Source organism: Micromonospora sp. NPDC049201 (assembly GCF_055586805.1).
The window spans coordinates 81,987-103,631 of sequence record NZ_JBVJHM010000006.1; the positions used below are offsets into that span (position 1 = coordinate 81,987).

A 21,645-nucleotide genomic window follows, 5' to 3' on the forward strand; every position below is an offset into this window, starting at 1 on the left:
CCTGCCTTCCCTGTGTGCCCGCGGGGGACCGAGGTCACACCTGGCGTGGAAGACAGTGTGCCGTGCACCAAGGGTGCCACGTCAACGATCACAAACAGGCAACCGACCGATCAAGGATCGGTGTTCTACGGGTGGTGATCAAACCGACACGTCTGGTTGACGTGTGCGGTCAGTCCAGGTAGTCGCGGAGCACCTGGGAACGCGAGGGGTGCCGCAACTTGGACATGGTCTTGGACTCGATCTGCCGGATGCGCTCCCGGGTCACGCCGTACACCTGGCCGATCTCGTCCAGGGTGCGCGGCTGGCCGTCGGTGAGGCCGAAGCGCAGGCGCACCACGCCCGCCTCACGCTCGGACAACGTCTGGAGGACCTGCTGGAGTTGGTCCTGGAGCAGCGAGAACGACACCGCGTCGACCGCCACGACGGCCTCGGAGTCCTCGATGAAGTCGCCGAGCTGGCTGTCCCCCTCGTCACCGATGGTCTGGTCGAGCGAGATGGGCTCCCGGGCGTACTGCTGGATTTCCAGCACCTTCTCCGGTGTGATGTCCATCTCCTTGGCCAGCTCCTCCGGAGTGGGCTCGCGGCCCAGATCCTGGAGCAGCTCGCGCTGTATCCGGCCGAGCTTGTTGATCACCTCGACCATGTGCACCGGGATGCGGATGGTGCGGGCCTGGTCGGCCATCGCGCGGGTGATGGCCTGGCGGATCCACCAGGTGGCGTACGTGGAGAACTTGTAGCCCTTGGTGTAGTCGAACTTCTCGACCGCGCGGATGAGGCCGAGGTTGCCCTCCTGGATCAGGTCGAGGAAGGCCATCCCGCGCCCGGTGTAGCGCTTGGCCAGCGAGACCACGAGTCGGAGGTTCGCCTCCAGCAGGTGGTTCTTGGCCCGCTCGCCGTCCCGGGAGATCCACATCAGGTCGCGCTGCAGATCGCGGACCAGCTTCTCCTCGCCCTCGTCGGCGGCACGCAGCCGCTCGGCGGCGTAGAGGCCGGCCTCGATCCGCTTGGCGAGCTCGACCTCCTGCTCGGCGTTGAGCAGCGGCACCTTGCCGATCTGCTTGAGGTAGGCCCGGACCGAGTCGGCGGAGGCGGTCAGCTCGGCGTCCCGACGCGCCTGCTTGAGCGCCTCGGACTCCTCGTCGTCCCACTCGAAGTCGTTGTCGGTGGCGGAGTTCGCGGCGTCGGTCTCGGCGGCCTGGGCCAGCTCGGCCGGCTCCTCGACCACCACGTCCTCGATCTCGGCGGCCAGCTCCTCCGGGTCGACCTCACCCTCGGCGCCCTCGCCGGCCTTCGCCGGCTTCGCCGCGGCCGTCTTGGCGGCCACGGTGGCCTTGGTGGCCCGGGTCGCCTTGGTGGCCTTGGCCGGGACGGCGGCCTTGCCGGCCACCTCGGCGGTGGTGCCGACGACCTTGCGGGCCGTCGCCTTCCGGGGCGCCGGCGCGGGGGACTCGTCGGCGGCGGGCGCCTGCTTGGGGGCGGGCGCGGCCGCCTTCTTGGTGGTCTTGGCGGTGGTGGCCCGGGAGGCCGGGGTGGCGGACCGGGCCGCGGCGACCCGGCGGCGGGTGCTCGCGGAGCCGTCCACCACGACCGTCACGCCCGCCTCGGAGAGCGCGCGGAGGATCTTCTTGGCCTGGGCCGGGGTCACCTCAGCGGACTCGACGGTGCGCGCGAGCTGGGCCGACGTGAGCTGACCGCCGGCGCTCTGGGCGTGGGCGATCAGGGTGTCGGTGAGCGAGCGAACGTCGGCGCCGGTCTGGCGGGGTTCTGTCACGAATGACCTTCCGGAGGCGAAGAGCGAGCACGGCCGGGTCGTCCGGCGCAGCACGGGGCCGTGCCGGGCGAGTCGTTGAGGGACCCCCGTGTCCCGGTCCGTCCGGTCGTTGGCGGTCCGTGGCGCGTGGGCAGGGTGAATTGTAACGCCGTCTGCCGCGATCATCCTGCGCAGCACGGCGTACCGGCGGTCCGGGACCGCCGATTCGACGCAGATGTGGACTTTGTAAGGATGATACCCACGCACGGCCAGGCCGGTCCGGGCCGCGCGGGAAGGGGACGAACATGATCGCCTCGGCGCCCACGCCGCGGGAATTGCTCACCATCGCCGTCGAGGTGGCCCGGGACGCCGCGGCCACCGCCCACCGGATGCGCGCCGAGGGCGTCTCGGTGGCCGCTACCAAGAGCACCGCGACCGACGTGGTCACCGCCGCCGACCGGGCGGTGGAGCGGCAGGTGCTGGCCGCGTTGCGGGACCGGCGGCCCGCCGACGCGGTGCTGGGCGAGGAGTACGGCGCGGCCGGGGCCGGCCCGGTCGCGGGGGACGGGGTGCGCTGGATCGTCGATCCGATCGACGGCACCGTCAACTACCTCTACGGGCTGCCCTACTGCGCGGTCTCGATCGCCGCCGAGGTGGCCGGCGAGGTCGTCGCCGGCGTGGTGCGCAACGTGTTCACCGGCGAGGAGTGGACCGCGACCGCGGGCGGCGGCGCCTGGCGGGACGGTCGGCGGCTGCGCTGCTCCGCCGAGGCCGACCTCGGGCAGGCGCTGGTCGCCACCGGCTTCGGGTACGCCGCGGGCCGCCGCGCGCACCAGGCGCGGGTGGTCGCCGAACTGATCCCGCACGTGCGCGACATCCGCCGGATGGGCGCCGCCGCGCTCGACCTCTGCCTGGCCGCCGAGGGACGGGTGGACGCGTACTTCGAGAAGGGGCTGGCCGACTGGGACCTCGCCGCGGGCGGGCTGGTCGCCCGGGAGGCCGGGCTGCTGGTGACCGGCTTGTCCGGCCGGCCGGCCGGACCGGACCTGGCGCTCGCCGCGCCGCCCGCGCTGCACGGCCCGCTGCACGCCCGGCTCGCCGACCTGGACGCCGCCGGCGGGCCGTGACGACAGGTCACCCACCCCACGGGTACGCGACGAGGGCGGCCTCCCGAACCGCGGAGACCGCCCTGCGTCGCCGGGCCGGCGGACCGGCCCACGGGTCACTTCTCGACCGGCATCGGGCACGTCTCGGGCGGCGCCTCGGGAGCGCCCAGGTCACCCAGCGACTGGTTCACCTCGGTGGTGGTGGCCAACTGCTGGAACCCGTTGCCGAGGACCACGTCGACGGTGTCGTCCTTGCGGTCCGGCAGGAACACCCGCTCGGCGTTGTTGAGGAAGTAGGCCCGGAGCAGGTGGGCCGAGCCGACGCCCTTGGGGCCGAAGCGCAGCACCGCCACGCCGTCGACCTCCTTCGACTCGTTGCCGACCTTCTTGACCTGGAACTTGCGGTTGCGGAAGTCTTCCGCCACGCCGCCGGCCCGGCCGGACTCGTCGGTGGCGTTGTAGACGTTGATCTTCACGTCCTTCTGCTCGCGCAGTCGCAGGTCGACAAGCGGCCAGCCGGCGGGGCAGTCGGCGGCGGTGCCGGCCTTGCCCTGACTGTCGCGGACCACGGCGACGACCACGAAGACCAGGGCGATGACCGCCAGCAGTCCGACGACAACGAGTGCCCGCACTCGCGCAAAACTCATCCTGGGCGCTCCCCGGACAGTGATTGGGTGGCGGCGGCCGGCGCGGTCGGGCCGCGTCTGTCGACCGTCGGAGTACGCCGCTGAGGTTAACCCTTGTCCGGCTCCCGCGTGGAAACAGTCCGACATGCCGGCGCGCCACGGGGGGAACGGGTAGGACTACCCCTATCTTCGTGTCGCCTGAGTCACATTGGGAACAACTTCGGGCGCAGGGGCGTACATCTCTCCCGCGAGGGCGGTATACATGCCTCGCCCAAAGGGGGGGTAAGGTTCCGCGCTCGCCGGAGGGTTCCGCTCCGGCGAACCCGGCCCACCGGTCGTCGGGTCGGGTGCCCGACACAGTTGGTGGCCGGCCAGGGGAACCGAAACGGCGTCGTCCGGCGTTACAACCGGCAGCGACCATATCGATATTGGAGAGTGAAACCGATGGCCACCGACTACGACGCCCCGCGTCGAGACGAGGTCGACCTCGGCGAGGACAGCCTCGAGGAACTCAAGGCCCGGCGGGTCGACTCACAGTCGGGCGCCGTGGACGTCGACGAGGCCGAAGTGGCCGAGAGCTTCGAGCTGCCCGGCGCCGACCTGGCCGACGAGGAGCTGACGGTCAAGGTGCTCCCGATGCAGCAGGACGAGTTCCGGTGCGCGCGCTGCTTCCTGGTCCACCACCGCAGCCAGCTCGCGGTCGAGCGCAACGGCGACCTGATCTGCCGAGAGTGCGTCTGATCCCGAGCCGGGACACCGGCGGCGGCCTCCTCGTCGGGGCCGCCGCTGTTCGAGCCGCCGTGCGCCGGTGGCCGGAAGCTGCTTGACTCGTACGGGCGGCTGCCGGCCGCACGGAGCAGGAGGGCGGACGGGTGAGCGAGCGCAGCGATCGGGATGACCGGACGCGAGTCCCGGAGACGGGACCGACACCGTCCGTCCCGGACCCAACCACCGCTCCGCCGCAGGCGGCGGAGACCGCCGACCCGGCCGCGACGCCGACCGGCGAGGAGCTGGGCGCCACGGTCGCGGCCCTGACCGCCGACGACATCGCCCCGGCCCGCCGCCGGCAACTGCTGATGCGGCTGGTCGGCCAGGCCCGGGCGCGCGGTCTCACCGACCTGTTCAAGCCCAAGGCCGCGCTGCGCTGGATGACCGAGACCGTCGCCGAGGTCGCGCCGCACGTGCCGATCCGTGACCTCGCCACGCTGCGGCGGCACTTCCCCGGCCTGGACGACGACGCGCTCGCCGACCGGCTGGTCCGCAACGCGTCCCGGGCCACCGCCGGGGTCGGCGCGGCCGGTGGCGGGGTCGCCGCGGTCGAGTGGGCGGTCACGCCCACCCTGCTCTCCGCCCCGGTCCTGCTGGCCGCCGAGACGGTCGCCGTGGTGGCGATCGAGTTGAAGCTCATCGGGGAACTGCACGAACTCCACCGGATGCCGCTGCCCACCGGCGGCACCGCGCGTGCCGTGGCGCTGGTGCAGTCCTGGGCCGGCCAGCGGGGGATCAACCCGATGATGCCCGGCGTCGGGGTGAGCGCCGTGCTGGGCACCGCCGCCCGCCGCGAGCTGCGGGACAGCATGCTGCGTCGCTTCGGCCGCAATCTCACCACGCTCGGGCCGTTCCTGACCGGCGCCGCGGTGGCCGGCTACCTCAACCGGCGGGCCACCCGCACGCTCGGCGAGCAGCTCCGCAAGGACCTCCGGCACACGTCCCGCGGCCTGCCCCACAAGCGGGACTGACGGCCGGGCCGGGGAGCGGTCAGGCCGTGTCGCGGGCGGTCAGCAGCGCGGTCGCCAGCTCCACCGGGTGCCGGGTGCTGACCACCCAGAACGGGGTGGGGTCCGCCGGGTCGTCCAGCACCACCTGCACGGCTCCGCCGATCCAGGGGCGCTGCACCACGAACGCGAGCGGATCGGCGCCGACGCCGAGCACCTCGCGCCGGCCGGCCGCGTCCAGCGGCACCGCGTCCGCCACGTGGCGCACCGGGAGGTGGGCGTCGTCGACCCGCAGCTCGCCGTCGCGTACCTCGACCCGGATCCGGCCCAGCCACCACAGGGCGGCCACCGTGCCGGGGACCAGCAGCACGAACGGCAGCCAGGCCCGGAAGCCGGTCGCGCCCAGCCACAGCTCGGCGGCGAGCAGCCCGGCCACGGCCAGCCCGGCGGGCCAGGCCCACCAGGGCAGCCCCAGGCGCTCCGCGTACGGCGCGGGGGTGGCCGTCGGGGCGGCCGGGGATGACGACTGACGCACACTGCGAGGGTACGGCGCGTGGCGGGCCGGCCAACCGGCAGGATGGCAGGGCACCCCGAGGACCGGACGGAAGAGGATGACCGTGACAGATGTCGTACCCGTGCCCGTACGGCGGCTCGACCCGGAGCTGCCGCTGCCGGCGTACGCCCATCCCGGCGACGCCGGCGCGGACCTGGTGGCCGCCGCGGACGTGGAGCTGCCGCCCGGCGGGCGCGCGTTGGTGCCCACCGGCGTGGCGGTGGCGCTGCCGGAGGGGTACGTCGGGCTGGTCCACCCCCGGTCGGGGCTGGCCGCCAGGCTCGGCGTGACGGTGCTCAACGCGCCCGGTACGGTCGACGCCGGCTACCGGGGTGAGATCCTGGTCAACCTGATCAACCATGATCGGGACACGCCGGCCCGGATCAGCCGGGGCGACCGGATCGCGCAGTTGGTGGTCCAGCGGGTCGCCCGTGCCGAGTTCCGGCCGGTGGCCGAGCTGCCCGGGTCCCGGCGCGGGACCGGCGGGCACGGGTCCACCGGCGGGCACGCCGGGCTGGTTCCGGCTCCGGGCGGCGGGCAGAGCGAAGAGGTGGCAGGGTGAGTGCGAACAGCGGAGGGTGGGCGCAGTGATCTTCTCCCGGAAGCGGGCCGGCGAGGCGCGGCACGCGCGTGACAACGGGGTCCTCGACGCCGGGGAGACCCCGGCGGCGCCGGCTCGCGGCCCCTACGACGTCAGCGAGGCGCCCGACGCGCCCCGGCTCGACCTGGGCAGCCTCCAGATCCCGGCGGTGCCGGACGTGGAGGTGCGGGTGCAGGCCGACCCGCAGGGCGTGATCCAGCAGGTGGTGCTGGTGCACGGGCAGAACGCGTTGCAGCTCGGCGTGTTCGCCGCGCCCCGTTCGGAGGGCATCTGGGACGAGGTGCGCGAGGAGATCCGCACCTCGCTGCTGAACGACGGCGCCGCCGCCCAGGAGGTCGAGGGGGAGCGTGGCACCGAGCTGCGGGCCCAGGTCCGCACCCCGGACGGCGTGACCGACCTGCGGTTCATCGGCATCGACGGGCCGCGCTGGATGGTGCGGGGCGTCTTCCAGGGCCAGGCGGCCGTCGACCCGGTCGCCGGCGGCCCGCTCGCGGCCTGCCTGGACGGCCTGGTGGTGGACCGCGGCCAGGAGGCCAAGCCGGTCCGTGAGCCGCTGCCGCTGCGGCTGCCGCGCGAGGTGGCCGAGCAGCAGGCCGCCGAGCAGCAGGCGGCCGGTCCGCAGGAGGTCTGAGGCACGCGCCGGGCCCGGTCCCGTCGGCTCCGAGCCGGCGGGACCGGGCCCGCGGCGTGTCCGCCCGGCGTGCCGCCGGTCCCGCACGCCGGCCGGACCGGCGTACGCTGGCGGGACGGTTCCGCCATCCGCGGGACCCCGGTGCGGAGAGGTGACGCGGAGGTCATGACGACCGACCAGGGCCGGGTGTCGCTGCGGCGGCTGCTGCAACGGTTCACCGCGAGCGAGGCCGAGATCGAGGCGCAGGAGCTGCGCCGGGAGAGCGCCGAATCCGGTGGCACCCCCACCCACCAGTGCAACCGTGGCCAGGTGGTCTCGGTGGCCGGGCGGCTGCGCACCGTGGTCTACACGCCGCGCACCAACCTGCCCACGCTGGAGGCCGACCTCTACGACGGCAACGACGTGGTCACCCTGGTCTGGCTGGGCCGGCGGCACATCGCCGGGATCGAGCCGGGCCGGCACCTCACCGCCCACGGCCGGGTGGCCGTGCGGGACGACCGCAAGGTGATCTACAACCCGTACTACGAGCTGGAGCCGCCGAAGTGACGACCGGACAGCAGCACACCCCGTCGGGCCTCGACCCGCAGGACGAGGAGCGGCTGCCCAGCATCGCCGAGCAGATGGCCGACCAGATGGGCGGCTGGCGCGGCCTGGTCGAGTCGAGCATCCCGGTGGTGGTCTTCGTGATCGCCAACGTGGTGGGCGAACTGCGCCCCGCGGTGTTCGCCTCGGTCGCGGTGGCGCTGCTGATCGCCGGGCTGCGGCTGGTCCAGCGCCGGCCGGTGCGGCACGCGATCAACGGGCTGTTCGGCATCGGTTTCGGCGCGCTGCTGGCGCTGCGGACCGGCAACGAGCGGGACTTCTACCTGCCCGGCATCCTCTACGGCATCGGGTTCGGCCTGGCGCTGCTGCTCTCCGCCGCGATCCGGCAGCCGCTGGTCGGCTGGATCTGGTCGGTGCTGGTCGCCAAGGGCCGCTCCGAGTGGCGCGACGACCCCAAGCTGGTGCGCACGTTCACCCAGCTCACCGTGCTCTGGGGCGTGGTGTGGCTGGCCAAGGTCGGCGTGCAGGCCGGGCTCTACCTGGCCCACCAGGACACCGCGCTCGGCGTGGCCCGGCTCGCCCTGGGCTACCCGCCGTACGCGCTGCTGCTGCTGATCACCGTCTGGGTGGTGCGCCGGGTCACCCGGGAGGGCGCCGCCGCCACCCCGTTGCCCGGCGCCTGAGCCCGCTCAGGAGCGCCCGCGCAACCGATCGGTGCTCTCCGGCCCGAGGATCACGGCGCGCACCTCGTCCTCCACCTCGGCGGTGCACACGAACACCAGCTCGTCGCCGGCCTCGATCGGGTCGTCCGGGGTGGGCACCAGCACCCGCTTGCCGCGCAGGATCGCCACCAGCGCCGCGTCCCGGGGGATCGGCACCGCGTGGATCGGCTGCCCCACGTAGGGCGCGGTCGGCGGCAGGGTGATCTCCACCAGGTTCGCCTCGCCCTGCCGGAACGTCATCAGCCGGACCAGGTCCCCGACGGTCACCGCCTCCTCGACCAGCGCGGCCATCACCCGCGGCTTGCTGACCGCGACGTCCACGCCCCACTGCTCGGTGAACAGCCACTCGTTCTCCGCCCGGTTGACCCGGGCCACCACCCGGGGCACCGCGAACTCGGTCTTGGCCAGCAGCGAGACCACCAGGTTGACCTTGTCGTCGCCGGTGGCCGCGACCACCACGTCGCAGCCGGCCACGTTGGCCTCCTCCAGGCTGGCCAGCTCGCACGCGTCGGCCAGCACCCAGTCGGCGGTGGGCACCCGGTCGGGCCGCAGCATCTTCGGCTGCCGCTCGATCAGCATCACCTGATGGCCGTTGTCGATCAGCTCCTGGGCGATCGAGCGGCCCACGTTGCCGGCGCCGGCGATGGCGATCCGCATGACTCAGTGCCCCCCTTCCGGCGGCGCCGCCGCCACCGAGGTGACCGAGGCGACGATGTCGTCGGTCACCAGCATGAAGACCTGGTCGCCCTCCTGCACCACGGTGGAGGCGGTGGGCAGCGTGCCGATCCCGAAGCGGGTCAGGTAGGCGACCCGGGCGCCGGCGGACTCCTCGAGCTGCCGCAACGGCCGGCCGATCCAGTCCTTGTGCACCGGCACCTCGACGATCGACACGGTGCTGGTCAGGTCGCGGAAGATCTCCACGTTCCCCTCGGGGACCAGGTGGCGCAGCATCCGGTCGGCGGTCCACCGGACGGTCGCCACGGTCGGGATGCCGAGGCGCTCGTAGACCTGGGCGCGGCGCTGGTCGTAGATCCGGGCCGCCACCCGGGAGACGCCGAACGTCTCACGGGCCAGCCGGGCCGAGATGATGTTGGAGTTGTCGCCGCTGGAGACCGCGGCGAACGCGTCGGCCCGCTCGATGCCGGCCTCGCGCAGCACCTCGCCGTCGAAGCCGGCGCCGGTGACCGTGATGCCGGCGAAGTCGGGCCCGAGTCGGCGGAACGCGTCCGCGTCCTGGTCGATCACCGCCACCGAGTGCCCCCGGGACTCCAGGCTGTGCGCCAGGGTCGACCCGACCCGGCCGCAACCCATGATCACGACATGCACGGTGTCCGCTCCTCCCACGGTGCCGCCCGCCGACCCGTCGTCTGCGAGCCTGCCACGTCCCCGCGCCCGGCGGGGCACCGACGGTACCGCGCGGGTGCGCGCGGCGGTGATCAGCCACCCCACCGTCCCGCGCCGGGTGGCCGTACGCTTGTCGGTTGTGGCCAGCCCCACCTCGCTGCTGAAGCGACTCCTCCTCGGTCGACCGTTCCGGTCCGACCGCCTCCAGCACACCCTGCTGCCGAAGCGCATCGCGCTGCCGGTCTTCGCGTCCGACGCGCTCTCGTCCGTGGCGTACGCGCCGGACGAGATCCTGCTGACGCTCTCCATCGCGGGCGCGTCCGCGTTCTTCTTCTCGCCGTGGATCGCGCTCGCCGTGGTCGTGGTGATGCTCACCGTGGTGGCGAGCTACCGGCAGAACGTGCACGCCTACCCGTCCGGCGGTGGCGACTACGAGGTCGCCACCGTCAACCTGGGCCCGCGGGCCGGGCTCGCGGTGGCCAGCGCGCTGCTCGTCGACTACGTGCTGACGGTCGCCGTGTCGGTCTCCTCCGGAGTGGCCAACCTCGGCTCGGTGGTGCCGTTCGTGGCCACCCACAAGGTGCTCATCGCGGTCAGCGCGGTGGTCCTGCTCACCGCGATCAACCTGCGCGGCCTGCGCGAGTCGGGCACCGCGTTCGCCATCCCCACCTACGGCTTCGTGATCGTCATCGTCGGCATGCTGCTGACCGGGTTCGTGCGGATCTTCGTGCTCGGCGACGACCTGCGCGCGCCCAGCGCCGGCCTGGAGATCCGCGCCGAACACAGCGTCACCGGGTTCGCGCTGATCTTCCTGCTGCTGCGGACGTTCTCCTCCGGCTGCGCGGCGCTCACCGGCGTGGAGGCGATCTCCAACGGCGTACCGGCGTTCAAGTCGCCCAAGTCGAAGAACGCGGCGACCACGCTGCTGCTGCTCGGCAGCATCGCGGTCGCCATGCTGGTCGGCATCATCGCGCTGGCCCGCCGGACCGGCCTCCAGTACGTCGAGAGCCCGAGCCAGATCGTCTCCGGCCCCGACGGGTACGTGCAGAAGACGGTCACCACCCAGCTCGGCGAGACCGTGTTCGGCGGCGGGTCGGTGCTGCTCTACGTGGTCGCCGGGATGACCGCGCTGATCCTGTTCCTGGCCGCGAACACCGCGTTCAACGGCTTCCCGGTGCTCGGCTCGATCCTCGCGCAGGACCGCTACCTGCCGCGCCAGCTGCACACCCGGGGCGACCGGCTGGCGTTCTCCAACGGCATCGTCTTCCTGGCCGTCTCCGCGGTGGTGCTGATCGTCGGCTTCCAGGCCGAGGTGACCCGGCTCATCCAGCTCTACATCGTCGGCGTGTTCGTCTCGTTCACGCTGTCCCAGCTCGGCATGATCCGGCACTGGAACCGGCACCTGCGCACCGAGCGCGACCCGGAGGCCCGCCGGCGGATGATCCGCTCCCGGGCCATCAACGCGTTCGGCATGGCCATGACCGGCGTGGTGCTGGTCATCGTGCTGGTCACCAAGTTCCTGCTCGGCGCGTGGATCGCGATCGTCGCGATGGCCGTGATGTACGTGGTCATGCTCGGCATCCGCCGCCACTACGACCGGATCGCCGCGGAGCTGGAGCCGACCGAGCAGCGGGCCGTGCTGCCGGCCCGCAACCACGCCATCGTGCTGGTCAGCAAGCTGCACCAGCCCACGCTGCGGGCCGTCGCGTACGCCCGGGCCACCCGGCCGGACACGCTCACCGCGGTGACCGTCAACGTGGACGAGAAGGACACCCGGGACCTCCAGGCCGACTGGGAACGGCGGGAGCTGCCGGTGCCGCTGACCGTGATCGACTCCCCGTACCGGGAGATCACCCGGCCGATCCTCAACTTCGTCGCCTCGGTCCGCCGGGAGTCGCCGCGCGACGTGGTCACCGTCTTCATCCCGGAGTACGTGGTGGGCCGCTGGTGGGAGAACCTGCTGCACAACCAGAGCGCGCTGCGGCTCAAGGGCCGGCTGCTGTTCGAACCGGGCGTGATGGTGACCAGCGTGCCCTGGCAGCTCGCGTCCACCGCCAGCAAGAACCTGGACCGCCTGGACGCCACGCTCAGCCGCGGGCCGGCGCGCGGCCCCCGGGTCGCGCCGCACAGCACCCTGCCGCCGCCGGTCGACGCCACGCCCTCCGGCGAACAGGGGGAGCGGCCGTGAGCGCGAGGAGTGAGCCGGTCCTGCGAGCCCCGCAGTCGCGAACAGAGGTGGCGCCGTGAGCGCGAGGAGTGAGCCGGTCCTGCGAGCCCCGCAGTCGCGAACGAAGGGTGGTGCCGTGAGCGCGAGGAGTGAGCCGGTCCTGCGAGCCCCGCAGTCGCGAACGAAGGGTGGTGCCGTGAGCGCGCCGGAACGCCCCGGGCTGGTGGAGGCCGAGCGGGTCGAACTGACCGTCGACGCGGTCGCCCCCGGCGGGCACTGCGTGGCCCGGGTCGGCGGCCAGGTGGTCTTCGTCCGGCACGCGCTGCCCGGCGAGCGGGTGGTGGCCGAGGTGACCGAGCTGCACCGGGGCTTCGCCCGCGCCGACGCGGTGCAGATCCTCGACGCCTCACCGGACCGGGTCACCCCGCCCTGCCCGTACGCCCGGCCGGGCGGGTGCGGCGGCTGCGACCTCCAGCACGTCGCCCCGGCCGCCCAGCTCGACTGGAAGCTCGCCGTGGTGCGCGAGCAGCTCACCCGGCTGGGCCGGCTCACCGACGCGCAGGTGGACGCGCTCGGCGTCCGGGTCGAGGCGCTGCCCGGCGGGCCGCTGGGCTGGCGCTCCCGGGTCCGCTACGCGGTCGACGCCGCCGACCGGGCCGGGCTGCTCAAGCACCGCTCGCACGAGGTGGTGCCGATCGACCGCTGCCTGATCGCCCATCCGGCGATCCGGGAGCTGCCGGTGCTGCCGCCCACCGGGGCGCGCTGGCCGGACGCCGACGCGGTGGAGGCGGTCGCCAGCACCGGCGGGGATGTCGCCGTGGTCGCGTACGCCGACGGGGTCGCCACCGCGGTGAGCGGGCCGGAGCGGGTCCGGGAGACGGCGGCCGGGCGGTCGTTCACGCTGCCCGCGTCCGGCTTCTGGCAGGTGCACCCGGCCGCGGCGGACGCCCTGGTCGGCGCCGTGCTGGACCTGCTCGACCCGCGTCCCGGCGAGACCGCCTGGGACCTGTACGGCGGGGCCGGGCTGTTCGCCGCCGCGCTTGCCGGCCGGGTCGACGGGGCCCGGGTGACGGTCGTCGAGTCCGCCCCGGACGGGGTGGCCGCGGCCCGGACGAACCTGGCCGACCTGGCCGCCGTGGAGGTGGTCTCGGCCCGGGTGGAGACCGCGCTGGCCCGCCGCCGGGTCACCGGCCCGGTCGACCTGGTGGTGCTCGACCCGCCGCGCTCCGGCGCGGGCGCGGCGGTGGTCCGCGGCGTGGTGGCCGCCGACCCGCGGGCGGTGGCGTACGTGGCCTGCGACCCGGCCGCCTTCGCCCGGGACGTGCGCACGTTCGCCGAGGCGGGCTGGCGGCTGGCCGCGCTGCGCGGGTTCGACCTGTTCCCGATGACCCAGCACGTCGAGCTGGTCGGCCTGTTCCTGCCCCCGGCACAGTGACTAGCCTGGCCCGATGAAGATCGTCGGGTTGATGTCGGGGACGTCGTACGACGGGGTGGACGTGGCCGCCGGCGAGTTCACGCTCGACGGGGACACGTTGCGGCTCCGGCCGCTCGGGCACCGTGAGTTGGCGTACCCGGACGACCTGCGGGCGCAGATCGAGGCGCTGCTGCCGCCGGCGGCCACCACGATCGAGGCGGTCTGCCGGCTCGACAACCGGCTCGGCGACGTGTTCGCCGAGGCGGCTGCCGTCGGTGTCGAGCTGGCCGGCGGCGCCGTCGACGCGGTCGTGTCCCACGGTCAGACCGTCTTCCACTGGGTCGAGGCCGGCCGGGCGCGCGGCACGCTCCAGCTCGGCGCGCCGGCCCGGGTCGCCGCGCGCGTCGGCGTACCGGTGCTGCACGACCTGCGCTCGGCGGACGTGGCGGCCGGCGGGCAGGGCGCGCCGCTGGTCCCGGCGTTCGACGCGCTGCTGCTCGACGCCGCCGCCGGCCCGCGGGCGGCGTTGAATCTCGGCGGGATCGCGAACCTCACCGTGGTCGCCCCCGGGGCGCCGGTCCTCGGGTACGACGTGGGCCCGGCCAACGCGCTGCTGGACGCCGCCGCCCGGCGCCTCCTGGGCCGCCCCTGCGACGTCGACGGGGCGCGCGCCGCCGCCGGCCGGGTGCACGGCGCACTGTTGGATCGGCTGCTCGCCGAGCCGTACTACGCCGCGCCGCCGCCCAGGTCGACGGGGAAGGAGCTGTTCCACGGCGGCTACCTGGACGCCGCGCTGGCCGCGCTCGGCGAGCCGGTGGCCGCCGACGACGTGCTGGCCACGCTCACCGAGCTGACCGCCCGCACGGTCGCCGACGCGTGCGACAGGCACCGCGTCACCGAGGTGGTGGCCGCCGGTGGGGGAGTGCGTAATCCCACACTCCGGGCCCGCCTGGCCGCGCTCGGCACCGGCCGCTGGCGGCTGCGGACCACCGACGAGCTGGGCGTCCCGGCGCAGGCCAAGGAGGCGTACGCGTTCGCGCTGCTGGGCTGGCTGAGCTGGCACGGGCTGCCCGGCGCGGTGCCGTCGGTGACCGGCGCGTCCCGGGCCGCGGTGCTCGGCTCCTGGACCCCGGCCGGCCCGCCGTTCGGGGCGCCGACCCCGACGCCACCGCGTCGGCTGACGGTGGCGTCCTGAGCCACGGCTCGGCTGCGGACTGTGCCACGGCCGATAGACTCTCCGGTCATGAGTGTTGAAGAGGGCACGGCCAACCACGGTCGGCTGCTGGGCACCGTCCGTGGCCCGCAGGACGTGAAGCGGATGACCGCCGAGCAGCTGGACATCCTCGGTGCCGAGATCCGTGACTTTCTGATCGCCAAGGTCTCCCGCACCGGTGGGCACATCGGCCCCAACCTCGGCGTCGTCGAGCTGACGCTGGCCATGCACCGGGTGTTCGACTCCCCGCGCGACCGGCTCCTGTTCGACACCGGCCACCAGGCCTACGTGCACAAGATCCTCACCGGTCGGCAGGAGGGCTTCGACAAGCTCCGCCAGCGCGGTGGCCTCTCCGGCTACCCCAGCCAGGCGGAGAGCGAGCACGACCTGATCGAGAACTCGCACGCCTCCACCGCCCTGTCGTACGCCGACGGCCTGGCCAAGGCGTACGCGCTGCGCGGCGAGAAGCGCTCCGTGGTGGCCGTGGTCGGCGACGGCGCGCTCACCGGCGGCATGTGCTGGGAGGCGCTCAACAACATCGCGACCGCCGGCAACCCGCTGATCATCGTGGTCAACGACAACGGCCGGTCCTACTCGCCGACCATCGGCGGCCTCGCCGACCACCTGTCGTCGCTGCGGCTCAACCCCGGCTACGAGAAGGTGCTCGACACCGTCAAGGACGCGCTGGGCAACACGCCGTTCGTCGGCAAGCCGATGTACGAGGTGCTGCACGCGGTCAAGAAGGGCATCAAGGACGCGGTCGCCCCGCAGGCCATGTTCGAGGACCTCGGCATCAAGTACGTCGGCCCGGTCGACGGCCACGACGTGCCGGCGGTCGAGGCGGCGCTGCGCGCGGCGAAGAACTTCGGCGGCCCGGTGATCGTGCACGCGGTCACCCGCAAGGGCTACGGCTACCGTCCCGCCGAGGACGACGAGGCCGACTGCCTGCACGGCCCCGGCGGCGCCTTCGACGTGGAGACCGGCCAGCTCGTCGCCGCGCCGTCGGTGAAGTGGACCCACGTGTTCGCCAACGAGCTGGTGGCGATCGCCGACGAGCGCCCCGACGTGGTCGGCATCACCGCCGCCATGGCGGAGCCCACCGGCATCGCCGCGCTGGCCCGCAAGTACCCGAAGCGGGTCTACGACGTCGGCATCGCCGAGCAGCACGCCGCCACGTCCGCCGCCGGCCTGGCCATGGGCGGCCTGCACCCGGTGGTCGCGGTCTACGCCACGTTCCTCAACCGGGCGTTCGACCAGGTCCTGCTGGACGTGGCGATGCACAAGCTGCCGGTCACGTTCGTGCTGGACCGGGCCGGCATCACCGGCCCGGACGGGCCCAGCCACTACGGCATCTGGGACATGTCGGTCTTCGGCGTGGTGCCCGGCCTGCGGATCGCCGCGCCCCGCGACTCCGTGACGCTGCGCGAGGAACTGCGCGAGGCGATCGCCGTCGACGACGGCCCGACCATCCTGCGCTTCCCGACCGGCACCGTCGCCGCCGACCTGCCGGCCGTGCGCCGGGTCGGCCCGGTCGACGTGCTGACCGAGTCGGCGCGTACCGACGTGCTGCTGGTCGCGGTCGGCTCGTTCGCCGGCCTCGGCATGGAGGTCGCGTCCCGGGTCGCCGAGCAGGGCTACGGTGTCACCGTGGTCGACCCGCGCTGGGTCCGGCCGGTCCCGGCCGAGCTGGTCGAGCTGGCCGCCGGACACCGGCTCGTGGTCACCGTCGAGGACGGCGTCCGGGTCGGCGGCGTCGGCTCCGCGCTGGCCCAGGCGATGCGCGACGCCGACGTCCGCGTGCCGGTCCGCGACCTCGGCGTACCCGCCGACTGGCACCCGCACGGCACCCGCGCGCAGATCCTCGCCGACCTGGGGCTGACCGCGCAGGACGTGGCGCGCGACGTCACCGGCTGGATCTCCGGCCTGGACGCCGCCCCGGTCGACCCGGCCACCGACGGGGCCACCGCGCAGAACTGATCCCGGTCACGGCGTCCGGGCGGTCCCGCTGTCGCGGGGCCGCCCGGACGCTGTTGCGGGGATCCCCCGCGCGCTCAGGTGGTCGGAGCCTGCCCGGAAAGCCGGGACAGGCTCGGGACGCCGGGGTCGGGGGTGCTGCCGATCCCCGACCCCACCGGCGTCCCCACCCCCCACCCCCGCGCTCCCTCCTTCGGCGTGATCAAGGAGTTTGCGTCGGAATCGATCTTCGCGGCGACGCGAACTCCTTGATCACCCGCGTGCGGGGGTCAGCGGGGGGAGGAGAGGGAGCGGTACCAGGTTTTTTCGGTGCCGGCCAGGCTGAACGTCTGCTTGGCGTCGGTCTGCTCGACCACCACCAGGCCCGGACGGTCGACCAGACGGGTGGTGCCGGGCGGCGCGGCAAACGAGGCGTCCCGGGTGCGCCAGGTGAGCACCGCGAGCGGCTGGCCCGGCACCGGCAGGGGGTACGCCTGGAGCGTGGTGGACCGGTCGGCCGGGGAGACGACGGGCGCACCGCCGCCGGCCGGGCGGTAGAGCACGGCGGTCATCGTCCCGGTGGGACTGTCCCAACTCAACTGCTCCAGATCGCCCGGCTCCCCGCCGCCGAGCGCCACCTCGCCCAGCGAGCGCGTGGCGATCTTCGCCATCGGCCAGGACTCGGGCACGGAACGGGGTGCCTCCCGGTCGCCGAGACGGCGCGGGACGCTGCCGAACGGGCCCCGTGCGGCGGCCAGCGCGCAGGTGTCCAGGCCGGTCAGGGCGCGTTTGCCGGCACCGGTCTCGTCGCGCACCAGCGGGTACCGGGGCGCTTCGGTGGCCGTACCCAGGTCGAGGACGCGGTCCGCGGCCCGGCCGCGCGGCAGCGACGGCGTGGGCCGCAGCGTCGCGGTCAGCTCGACGGCCCGGCAGTCCGGCACCGCGACCGGCTCGGTGATGCCGTCGGCGCCGGGCACCGTGCGGCCGTCCGGGCCGAGCAGGCGTTCGACGCGGGCGGAGGTGAGGTAGCGGCGCCCGGTGGGTTGCCGGACCGGCAGCACGTCGGCGTAGACCAGGTAGCCGGCCTCGGTGTACTCGGTGGCGTGCGACACCCGCCACCGCTGCCCGTCCCGGTCCAGTTGGAGCAGCCAGGAGGCGGCCTCGCCGGGCACGTCGGCGGCGACCAGCGCCAGCGGTGCGCCGGCCACCTCGCCGGAGAAGAGGATGCCGGAGGAGGGCAGGTGGACCCGGTCGTCGACCGGCGAGCGCCAGTCACGCACCGCAGCGGTGATCGCGGCGGTGGCGGCGGCGTCACCGGCGAGGCTACCGCGCGGCGGCCAGACCGGGAGCGAGCCGTCCAGGCTGTCGTAGCCGACCCGCAGGGCCGCCGACTGCCGCTCGGTCACCGGCCCGCAACCGGCTGTGGCCAGCGCCAACGCTGCCAGCGCGGTGCCCGTCACCGCGTTTCGGCGGGCTGAAACCACACTGATCCCCTCGCCGGTCGTCGGTCGGAAGCCCACATGGTACGAGACGTGTGGTCACCGGGCGGAGCCCGGCTCACCCGTTCGTCGCGGAAAGTGACGTGCGATTCGTGACTCAATATCCGGCTCCGGTAGACTCCGCCGACTGTGACGCCTGCCGAGACCCGCGGCGCCTCGACGCCGGCCGCCGCCGCCCCGACGGGCTCCCGATCCGTCACCCTCGACCCCCCGCCGCCGGTCACCCGGACCGAACCGCCGGCCGCACCCACCACCGAGGACGCCGCGCCGGCCGCCCGCCGCCGGTGGCGGTGGACGCGCCGCCGCATCGACCTGGCGGTGTACGCCGCCTTCCTGCTCGCCGCGATCTGGGTGACCAGCGGCATCTGGGCCGACCCGGCCGGCCGGGTGGCCGCGCTCTACAGCAGCGACCCCGCCCAGGTGCAGTTCTTCCTCGCCCACTCGGTGCGGGTGGTGCTGCACGGCGAGTTCCCGTTCTTCACCGAACAGTTCAACTACCCCGACGGGGTCAACCTGATGGCGAACACCGCCATCCTGGCGCTCGGCATCCCGATGGTGCCGGTGACGCTCCTGTTCGGACCGGCGGTCTCCTTCGTCACGCTTGTCACGCTCGGCCTGTGCGGCACCGCCGCCGCCTGGTACCAGGTGCTCTCCCGGCACCTGGTCCGGCACCGGCCGGCCGCCGCGGTCGGCGCCTGGTTCTGCGGGTTCTCGCCGGCGATGCTGTCGCACGCCAACTGGCACCCGAACATCATCAGCCAGTTCCTGCTGCCGTTCATCGTCTGGCGGGTGCTGGTGCTGACCCGGTCGGTCCGACCGGTCCGCGACGGCGCGCTGCTCGCCCTGCTGGTCGTCGTGCAGGCGTTCATCAACGAGGAGATCCTGCTCTTCACCGCGCTGGCGCTCGGGGTGTTCCTGATCGCCGTGCTGGTGCAGCAGCGGGACCGGTGGGCCACCGCGTGGCGACCGCTCGGCACCGGCCTGGCGGTCTGCGCGGTGCTGGCCGGCGCGCTGCTGGCGTACCCGCTCTGGGTGCAGTTCGCCGGCCCGATGGCGTACCACGGGCTCAGCGACGCGGTCCGCGACTACGGCAACGACATCGCCGCGTTCGTCGCCCCCGGCTCGCCCACGTTCGGCGGCAACGAGCGGGCCAACGTCAACCTCGCCCCGAACTACTCGGAGGAGAACGCGTTCTTCGGCTGGAGCCTGTCGCTGCTGGCCGTCGGCATCGTGGTCTGGCTGCGCCGGGACGTGATGGTCCGGGCGCTGGCCGCGACCGGGCTGTTCTTCGCGGTGCTCTCGCTCGGTGAGCGGATCTCCTGGTGGGACCGGGAACTGGTGACCGGCCCGTGGGATCTGCTGGTGCGGCTGCCGCTGCTGGATGCCGTGGTGCCGACCCGGTTCGGCCTGATCACCACCGTGACGGTGGCGATCCTGCTGGCGTACGCCGTGCGCAGCGCCTGGGTGCTGCGCGGCGTGGAGCGGCGGACCGCGCGGACGCTGACCGCCGCCGGCCTGGTCTTCGCGCTGCTGCCGATCGCGCCGATGCCGCTGCGGGTCACCACCCGCCCACCGGTGCCGGAGTTCATCACCGCCGACCGCTGGCGGCAGTACGTCGGGCCGGACCAGACGCTGGTCTCCGTGCCGGTGCCGGCGATGGGCAACACCGACCCGATGCGCTGGGCGGCCAGCACCGACCTGGCGTTCAAGATCCCCGGCGGCTACTTCCTCGCGCCGCGCAACGGCGTCACCGGCGACCCGGGCCGCTTCGGCGGCCGGCGCAGCGGCATCGGCGAGCTGCTCGCCGACGTGGCGTCCACCGGGCGTACGCCGAAACTCGACGACCGGCAGCGCCGTCGCTTCCTGGACGAGCTGCGGCACTGGAACGCGGCGGTGGTGGTGCTGCCGCTGGACGAGCAGAACGCCGAGCCGCTGCGGCGCACCGTGGAGCAACTGGTCGGGCCGGCCCGGCAGGAGCTGGACGTGTGGGTGTGGGACGTCCGGACACTGACCGACCGGTCCGCCTGAGCCCGGCGGCCCGCCCCGGGCCCACGCCCCGGCGGCGGTGGTGGCCCCGGCCGGTCGACACGCTCGTGGTGGCCGGCTACCTCGCCCTGGCCGTGCTGCTCACCGCCGACCAGTGGCGCCGCCCGGAGCGGCTGTTCCACCAGGCCGGCGACCAGATGCTGTTCGAATGGATGCTGGCCCGGGCCGCCCGCGCGGTGACCGACGGCGAGAACCCGCTGCGCAGCGCCGCGCTCAACGCCCCGCACGGGGTGAACCTGATGGCCAACACCTCGGTGCTCGGGCTGGGCGTGCCGCTCACCCCGGTCACCGTGGCGTTCGGCAGCCAGGCCGCGTTCCTGGTCGCGGTGGCGCTCAGCCTCGCCGGCACCGCCACCGCCTGGTACGCGCTGCTCGCCCGCCGGCTGGTCCGCTCCCGGGCCGCCGCCGCGGTCGGCGGCCTGGTCTGCGGGTTCGCCCCCGGCATGGTGGCGCAGGCCGGGGCGCACCTGCACATGGCCGCCCAGTTCCTGGTCCCGGTGATCCTCGCGCTGGTGTTCCGGCCGGCCACCGACCGGGTCCGGCGCGACGGCGTGCTGCTCGGGCTCGCGGTCGCGTACCAGGTCTTCCTCGGCGAGGAGGTGCTGGTCTTCCTGGCGCTGGCCGCCGGCGTGCTGGCCGGGGCGTACGCGCTGGCCGACCGGGACACCGCACGCCGGCTGGCGCCCGTGGTGGCACGCCGGCTGGGCCTCGGCGCGCTGGTCGCCGGTGTGCTGCTGGCGTACCCGCTGTGGGTCCAGTTCCTCGGCCCCGGCCACTACACCGGGATGCCGTTCCACACCCGCGGCTACCGGCTCGACCTGGTCTCGTTCACCGCCACCGCCCGGCAGACCGTGGGCGGGGACGGCCACCGGGCCGGGCTGCTGTCGCCGAACCCGACCGAACAGAACTCGTTCTTCGGCCCGTTCCTGCCGTTGCTGGCGCTGCTGGTGGCGGTGCGGCTGTGGCGGCGACCGCTGGTGCGCGCGCTCGCCGCGTGCGGCCTGCTGTTCGCGCTGCTGTCGCTCGGCAGCACGGTGGTCGTGGGGCGGCACGACACCGGGCTGCCCGGCCCGTACCGGCTGCTCGCCGGCGTGCCGCTGCTGGACCTGGTGGTGCCGGCGCGGTTCGCGCTGGTCTGCGTACCGGTGCTGGGGGTGCTGCTGGCGCTGTCGGTGGACCGCGTCCCGGGCGGCACCGCACGCGGGCGGGCGCTGTGGGCCGGCGCGGTCGCCGCCGCGCTGCTGCCGCTCGTCCCGACCCCGATCCGCACCGTGCCGGTCCCGCCGGTGCCGGCCGTGGTCACCGGCGGCGGCTGGCGGGCGTACGTCCCGCCGGGCCGGACGCTGGTGCCGGTGCCACCGGTCACCGGCGCGGCGGTCAGCCCGGCCATGTTCTGGTCGGCGCGCGCCGGGCTGGCCTTCGACGCGCCGGGCGGCTACTTCATCGGGCCGCGCTCGGCCGTCGACCCGACCGCCCGGTGGGGCGCGCCGGACCGCCCCACCTCGGTGCTGCTGCGCCGGGCCGCCGAGACCGGCCAGGTGCCGCCGGTGGGCGACGCGGAACGCCGGCAGGCGGTCGAGGACCTGCGGCACTGGCGGGCGGCGGCGTTGGTGCAGGCCGACTCGTCACCCGGCGATCCGGTACGCGCGACCGTGGACGCCCTGGTCGGGCCCGGGCGGGACGTCCCCGGCGGGCACCTGTGGGACGTCCGCCCCCTGCTCGGCTGACCGCCCCCTCCGCAGCTGAAGGAGGGGCCCCCTGT

The 21,645-nt window shown here is 74.3% G+C and carries 19 protein-coding genes; 13 read left to right on the forward strand and 6 right to left on the reverse strand.

Translation table 11 applies throughout. The features are described from left to right. Positions 1-169: 169 nt before the first annotated feature. The gene (locus ACZ6O5_RS14525) at positions 170-1,771 is read right to left on the reverse strand and encodes an RNA polymerase sigma factor (protein ID WP_465977351.1); all 1,602 of its coding nucleotides are present in this window, start codon (positions 1,769-1,771) and stop codon (positions 170-172) included. 284 nt (positions 1,772-2,055) lie between these two features. On the opposite strand from ACZ6O5_RS14525, the gene ACZ6O5_RS14530 reads away from it, so the two are divergent. Further along, a complete protein-coding gene (locus ACZ6O5_RS14530) occupies positions 2,056-2,877 on the forward strand; it encodes an inositol monophosphatase family protein (RefSeq protein WP_465977353.1) in 822 nt (273 codons plus the stop codon). A 95-nt stretch (positions 2,878-2,972) separates the two neighbouring features. On the opposite strand, the gene ACZ6O5_RS14535 is transcribed toward ACZ6O5_RS14530, so the two are convergent. Next, on the reverse strand, positions 2,973-3,488 hold the full coding sequence (locus tag ACZ6O5_RS14535; protein ID WP_465977872.1) for a LytR C-terminal domain-containing protein: 516 nt from the start codon (positions 3,486-3,488) through the stop codon (positions 2,973-2,975). A gap of 438 nt (positions 3,489-3,926) precedes the next feature. Between ACZ6O5_RS14535 and ACZ6O5_RS14540 the strand changes: the two genes are divergently transcribed. Beyond that, positions 3,927-4,223, forward strand: coding sequence for a DUF4193 domain-containing protein (locus tag ACZ6O5_RS14540; protein WP_013284790.1), 297 nt, complete (start codon positions 3,927-3,929; stop codon positions 4,221-4,223). A gap of 269 nt (positions 4,224-4,492) precedes the next feature. After that, a complete protein-coding gene (locus ACZ6O5_RS14545; RefSeq protein WP_465977874.1) occupies positions 4,493-5,221 on the forward strand; it encodes a hypothetical protein in 729 nt (242 codons plus the stop codon). 19 nt (positions 5,222-5,240) lie between these two features. On the opposite strand, the gene ACZ6O5_RS14550 is transcribed toward ACZ6O5_RS14545, so the two are convergent. Beyond that, positions 5,241-5,732, reverse strand: coding sequence for a DUF3093 domain-containing protein (locus ACZ6O5_RS14550; protein WP_465977355.1), 492 nt, complete (start codon positions 5,730-5,732; stop codon positions 5,241-5,243). 82 nt (positions 5,733-5,814) lie between these two features. Here ACZ6O5_RS14550 and dut point away from each other — a divergent pair, with 82 nt between their 5' ends. The 4 genes from dut (at position 5,815) to ACZ6O5_RS14570 (ending at position 8,208) form a co-directional block, all read left to right on the forward strand. Continuing rightward, positions 5,815-6,312, forward strand: a complete 498-nt coding sequence (gene dut / locus ACZ6O5_RS14555; RefSeq protein WP_199199859.1) for a dUTP diphosphatase — start codon at positions 5,815-5,817, stop codon at positions 6,310-6,312. Between the two features lie 25 nt (positions 6,313-6,337). Then, positions 6,338-6,982, forward strand: a complete 645-nt coding sequence (locus ACZ6O5_RS14560) for a DUF3710 domain-containing protein (protein WP_465977357.1) — start codon at positions 6,338-6,340, stop codon at positions 6,980-6,982. Positions 6,983-7,147: 165 nt separating this feature from the next. After that, positions 7,148-7,528 (forward strand): OB-fold nucleic acid binding domain-containing protein, encoded by a 381-nt coding sequence (locus tag ACZ6O5_RS14565; protein ID WP_107159277.1) that lies wholly within the window; start codon positions 7,148-7,150, stop codon positions 7,526-7,528. Further along, the gene (locus ACZ6O5_RS14570; protein ID WP_465977359.1) at positions 7,525-8,208 is read left to right on the forward strand and encodes a DUF3159 domain-containing protein; all 684 of its coding nucleotides are present in this window, start codon (positions 7,525-7,527) and stop codon (positions 8,206-8,208) included. Before ACZ6O5_RS14565 ends, ACZ6O5_RS14570 begins: the two co-directional genes overlap by 4 nt. Positions 8,209-8,214: 6 nt before the next feature. Here the strand turns inward: ACZ6O5_RS14570 and ACZ6O5_RS14575 are convergent, their stop codons facing one another. Together ACZ6O5_RS14575 and ACZ6O5_RS14580 are read right to left on the reverse strand one after the other, a co-directional pair. Further along, positions 8,215-8,904 carry a potassium channel family protein gene (locus ACZ6O5_RS14575; RefSeq protein ID WP_465977361.1) on the reverse strand — a complete coding sequence of 230 codons (690 nt, stop codon included), beginning with the start codon at positions 8,902-8,904 and terminating at the stop codon, positions 8,215-8,217. A 3-nt stretch (positions 8,905-8,907) separates the two neighbouring features. Then, the gene (locus ACZ6O5_RS14580) at positions 8,908-9,573 is read right to left on the reverse strand and encodes a potassium channel family protein (protein WP_107159279.1); all 666 of its coding nucleotides are present in this window, start codon (positions 9,571-9,573) and stop codon (positions 8,908-8,910) included. A gap of 157 nt (positions 9,574-9,730) precedes the next feature. On the opposite strand from ACZ6O5_RS14580, the gene ACZ6O5_RS14585 reads away from it, so the two are divergent. The 4 genes from ACZ6O5_RS14585 to dxs all read left to right on the forward strand — a co-directional run bounded on the left by ACZ6O5_RS14585 (position 9,731) and on the right by dxs (position 16,362). After that, positions 9,731-11,779: an APC family permease gene (locus tag ACZ6O5_RS14585; RefSeq protein ID WP_465977363.1), complete on the forward strand. Its 2,049-nt coding sequence runs from the start codon at positions 9,731-9,733 to the stop codon at positions 11,777-11,779. Between the two features lie 175 nt (positions 11,780-11,954). Then, a complete protein-coding gene (locus ACZ6O5_RS14590; RefSeq protein WP_465977365.1) occupies positions 11,955-13,193 on the forward strand; it encodes a class I SAM-dependent RNA methyltransferase in 1,239 nt (412 codons plus the stop codon). 13 nt (positions 13,194-13,206) lie between these two features. Beyond that, positions 13,207-14,367: an anhydro-N-acetylmuramic acid kinase gene (locus ACZ6O5_RS14595; protein WP_465977367.1), complete on the forward strand. Its 1,161-nt coding sequence runs from the start codon at positions 13,207-13,209 to the stop codon at positions 14,365-14,367. A gap of 48 nt (positions 14,368-14,415) precedes the next feature. Beyond that, on the forward strand, positions 14,416-16,362 hold the full coding sequence (dxs, locus tag ACZ6O5_RS14600; protein ID WP_465977369.1) for a 1-deoxy-D-xylulose-5-phosphate synthase: 1,947 nt from the start codon (positions 14,416-14,418) through the stop codon (positions 16,360-16,362). Positions 16,363-16,628: 266 nt separating this feature from the next. Here dxs and ACZ6O5_RS14605 read toward each other — a convergent pair whose 3' ends face one another. Beyond that, a complete protein-coding gene (locus ACZ6O5_RS14605) occupies positions 16,629-17,822 on the reverse strand; it encodes a hypothetical protein (RefSeq protein WP_465977371.1) in 1,194 nt (397 codons plus the stop codon). 144 nt (positions 17,823-17,966) lie between these two features. On the opposite strand from ACZ6O5_RS14605, the gene ACZ6O5_RS14610 reads away from it, so the two are divergent. Both ACZ6O5_RS14610 and ACZ6O5_RS14615 read left to right on the forward strand, forming a co-directional pair. Next, positions 17,967-19,865 (forward strand): DUF6311 domain-containing protein, encoded by a 1,899-nt coding sequence (locus ACZ6O5_RS14610; protein ID WP_465977373.1) that lies wholly within the window; start codon positions 17,967-17,969, stop codon positions 19,863-19,865. Continuing rightward, on the forward strand, positions 19,823-21,610 hold the full coding sequence (locus ACZ6O5_RS14615) for a hypothetical protein (RefSeq protein ID WP_465977375.1): 1,788 nt from the start codon (positions 19,823-19,825) through the stop codon (positions 21,608-21,610). The genes ACZ6O5_RS14610 and ACZ6O5_RS14615 overlap by 43 nt, the downstream gene beginning before the upstream one ends. The last annotated feature ends 35 nt before the right edge of the window (positions 21,611-21,645 follow it).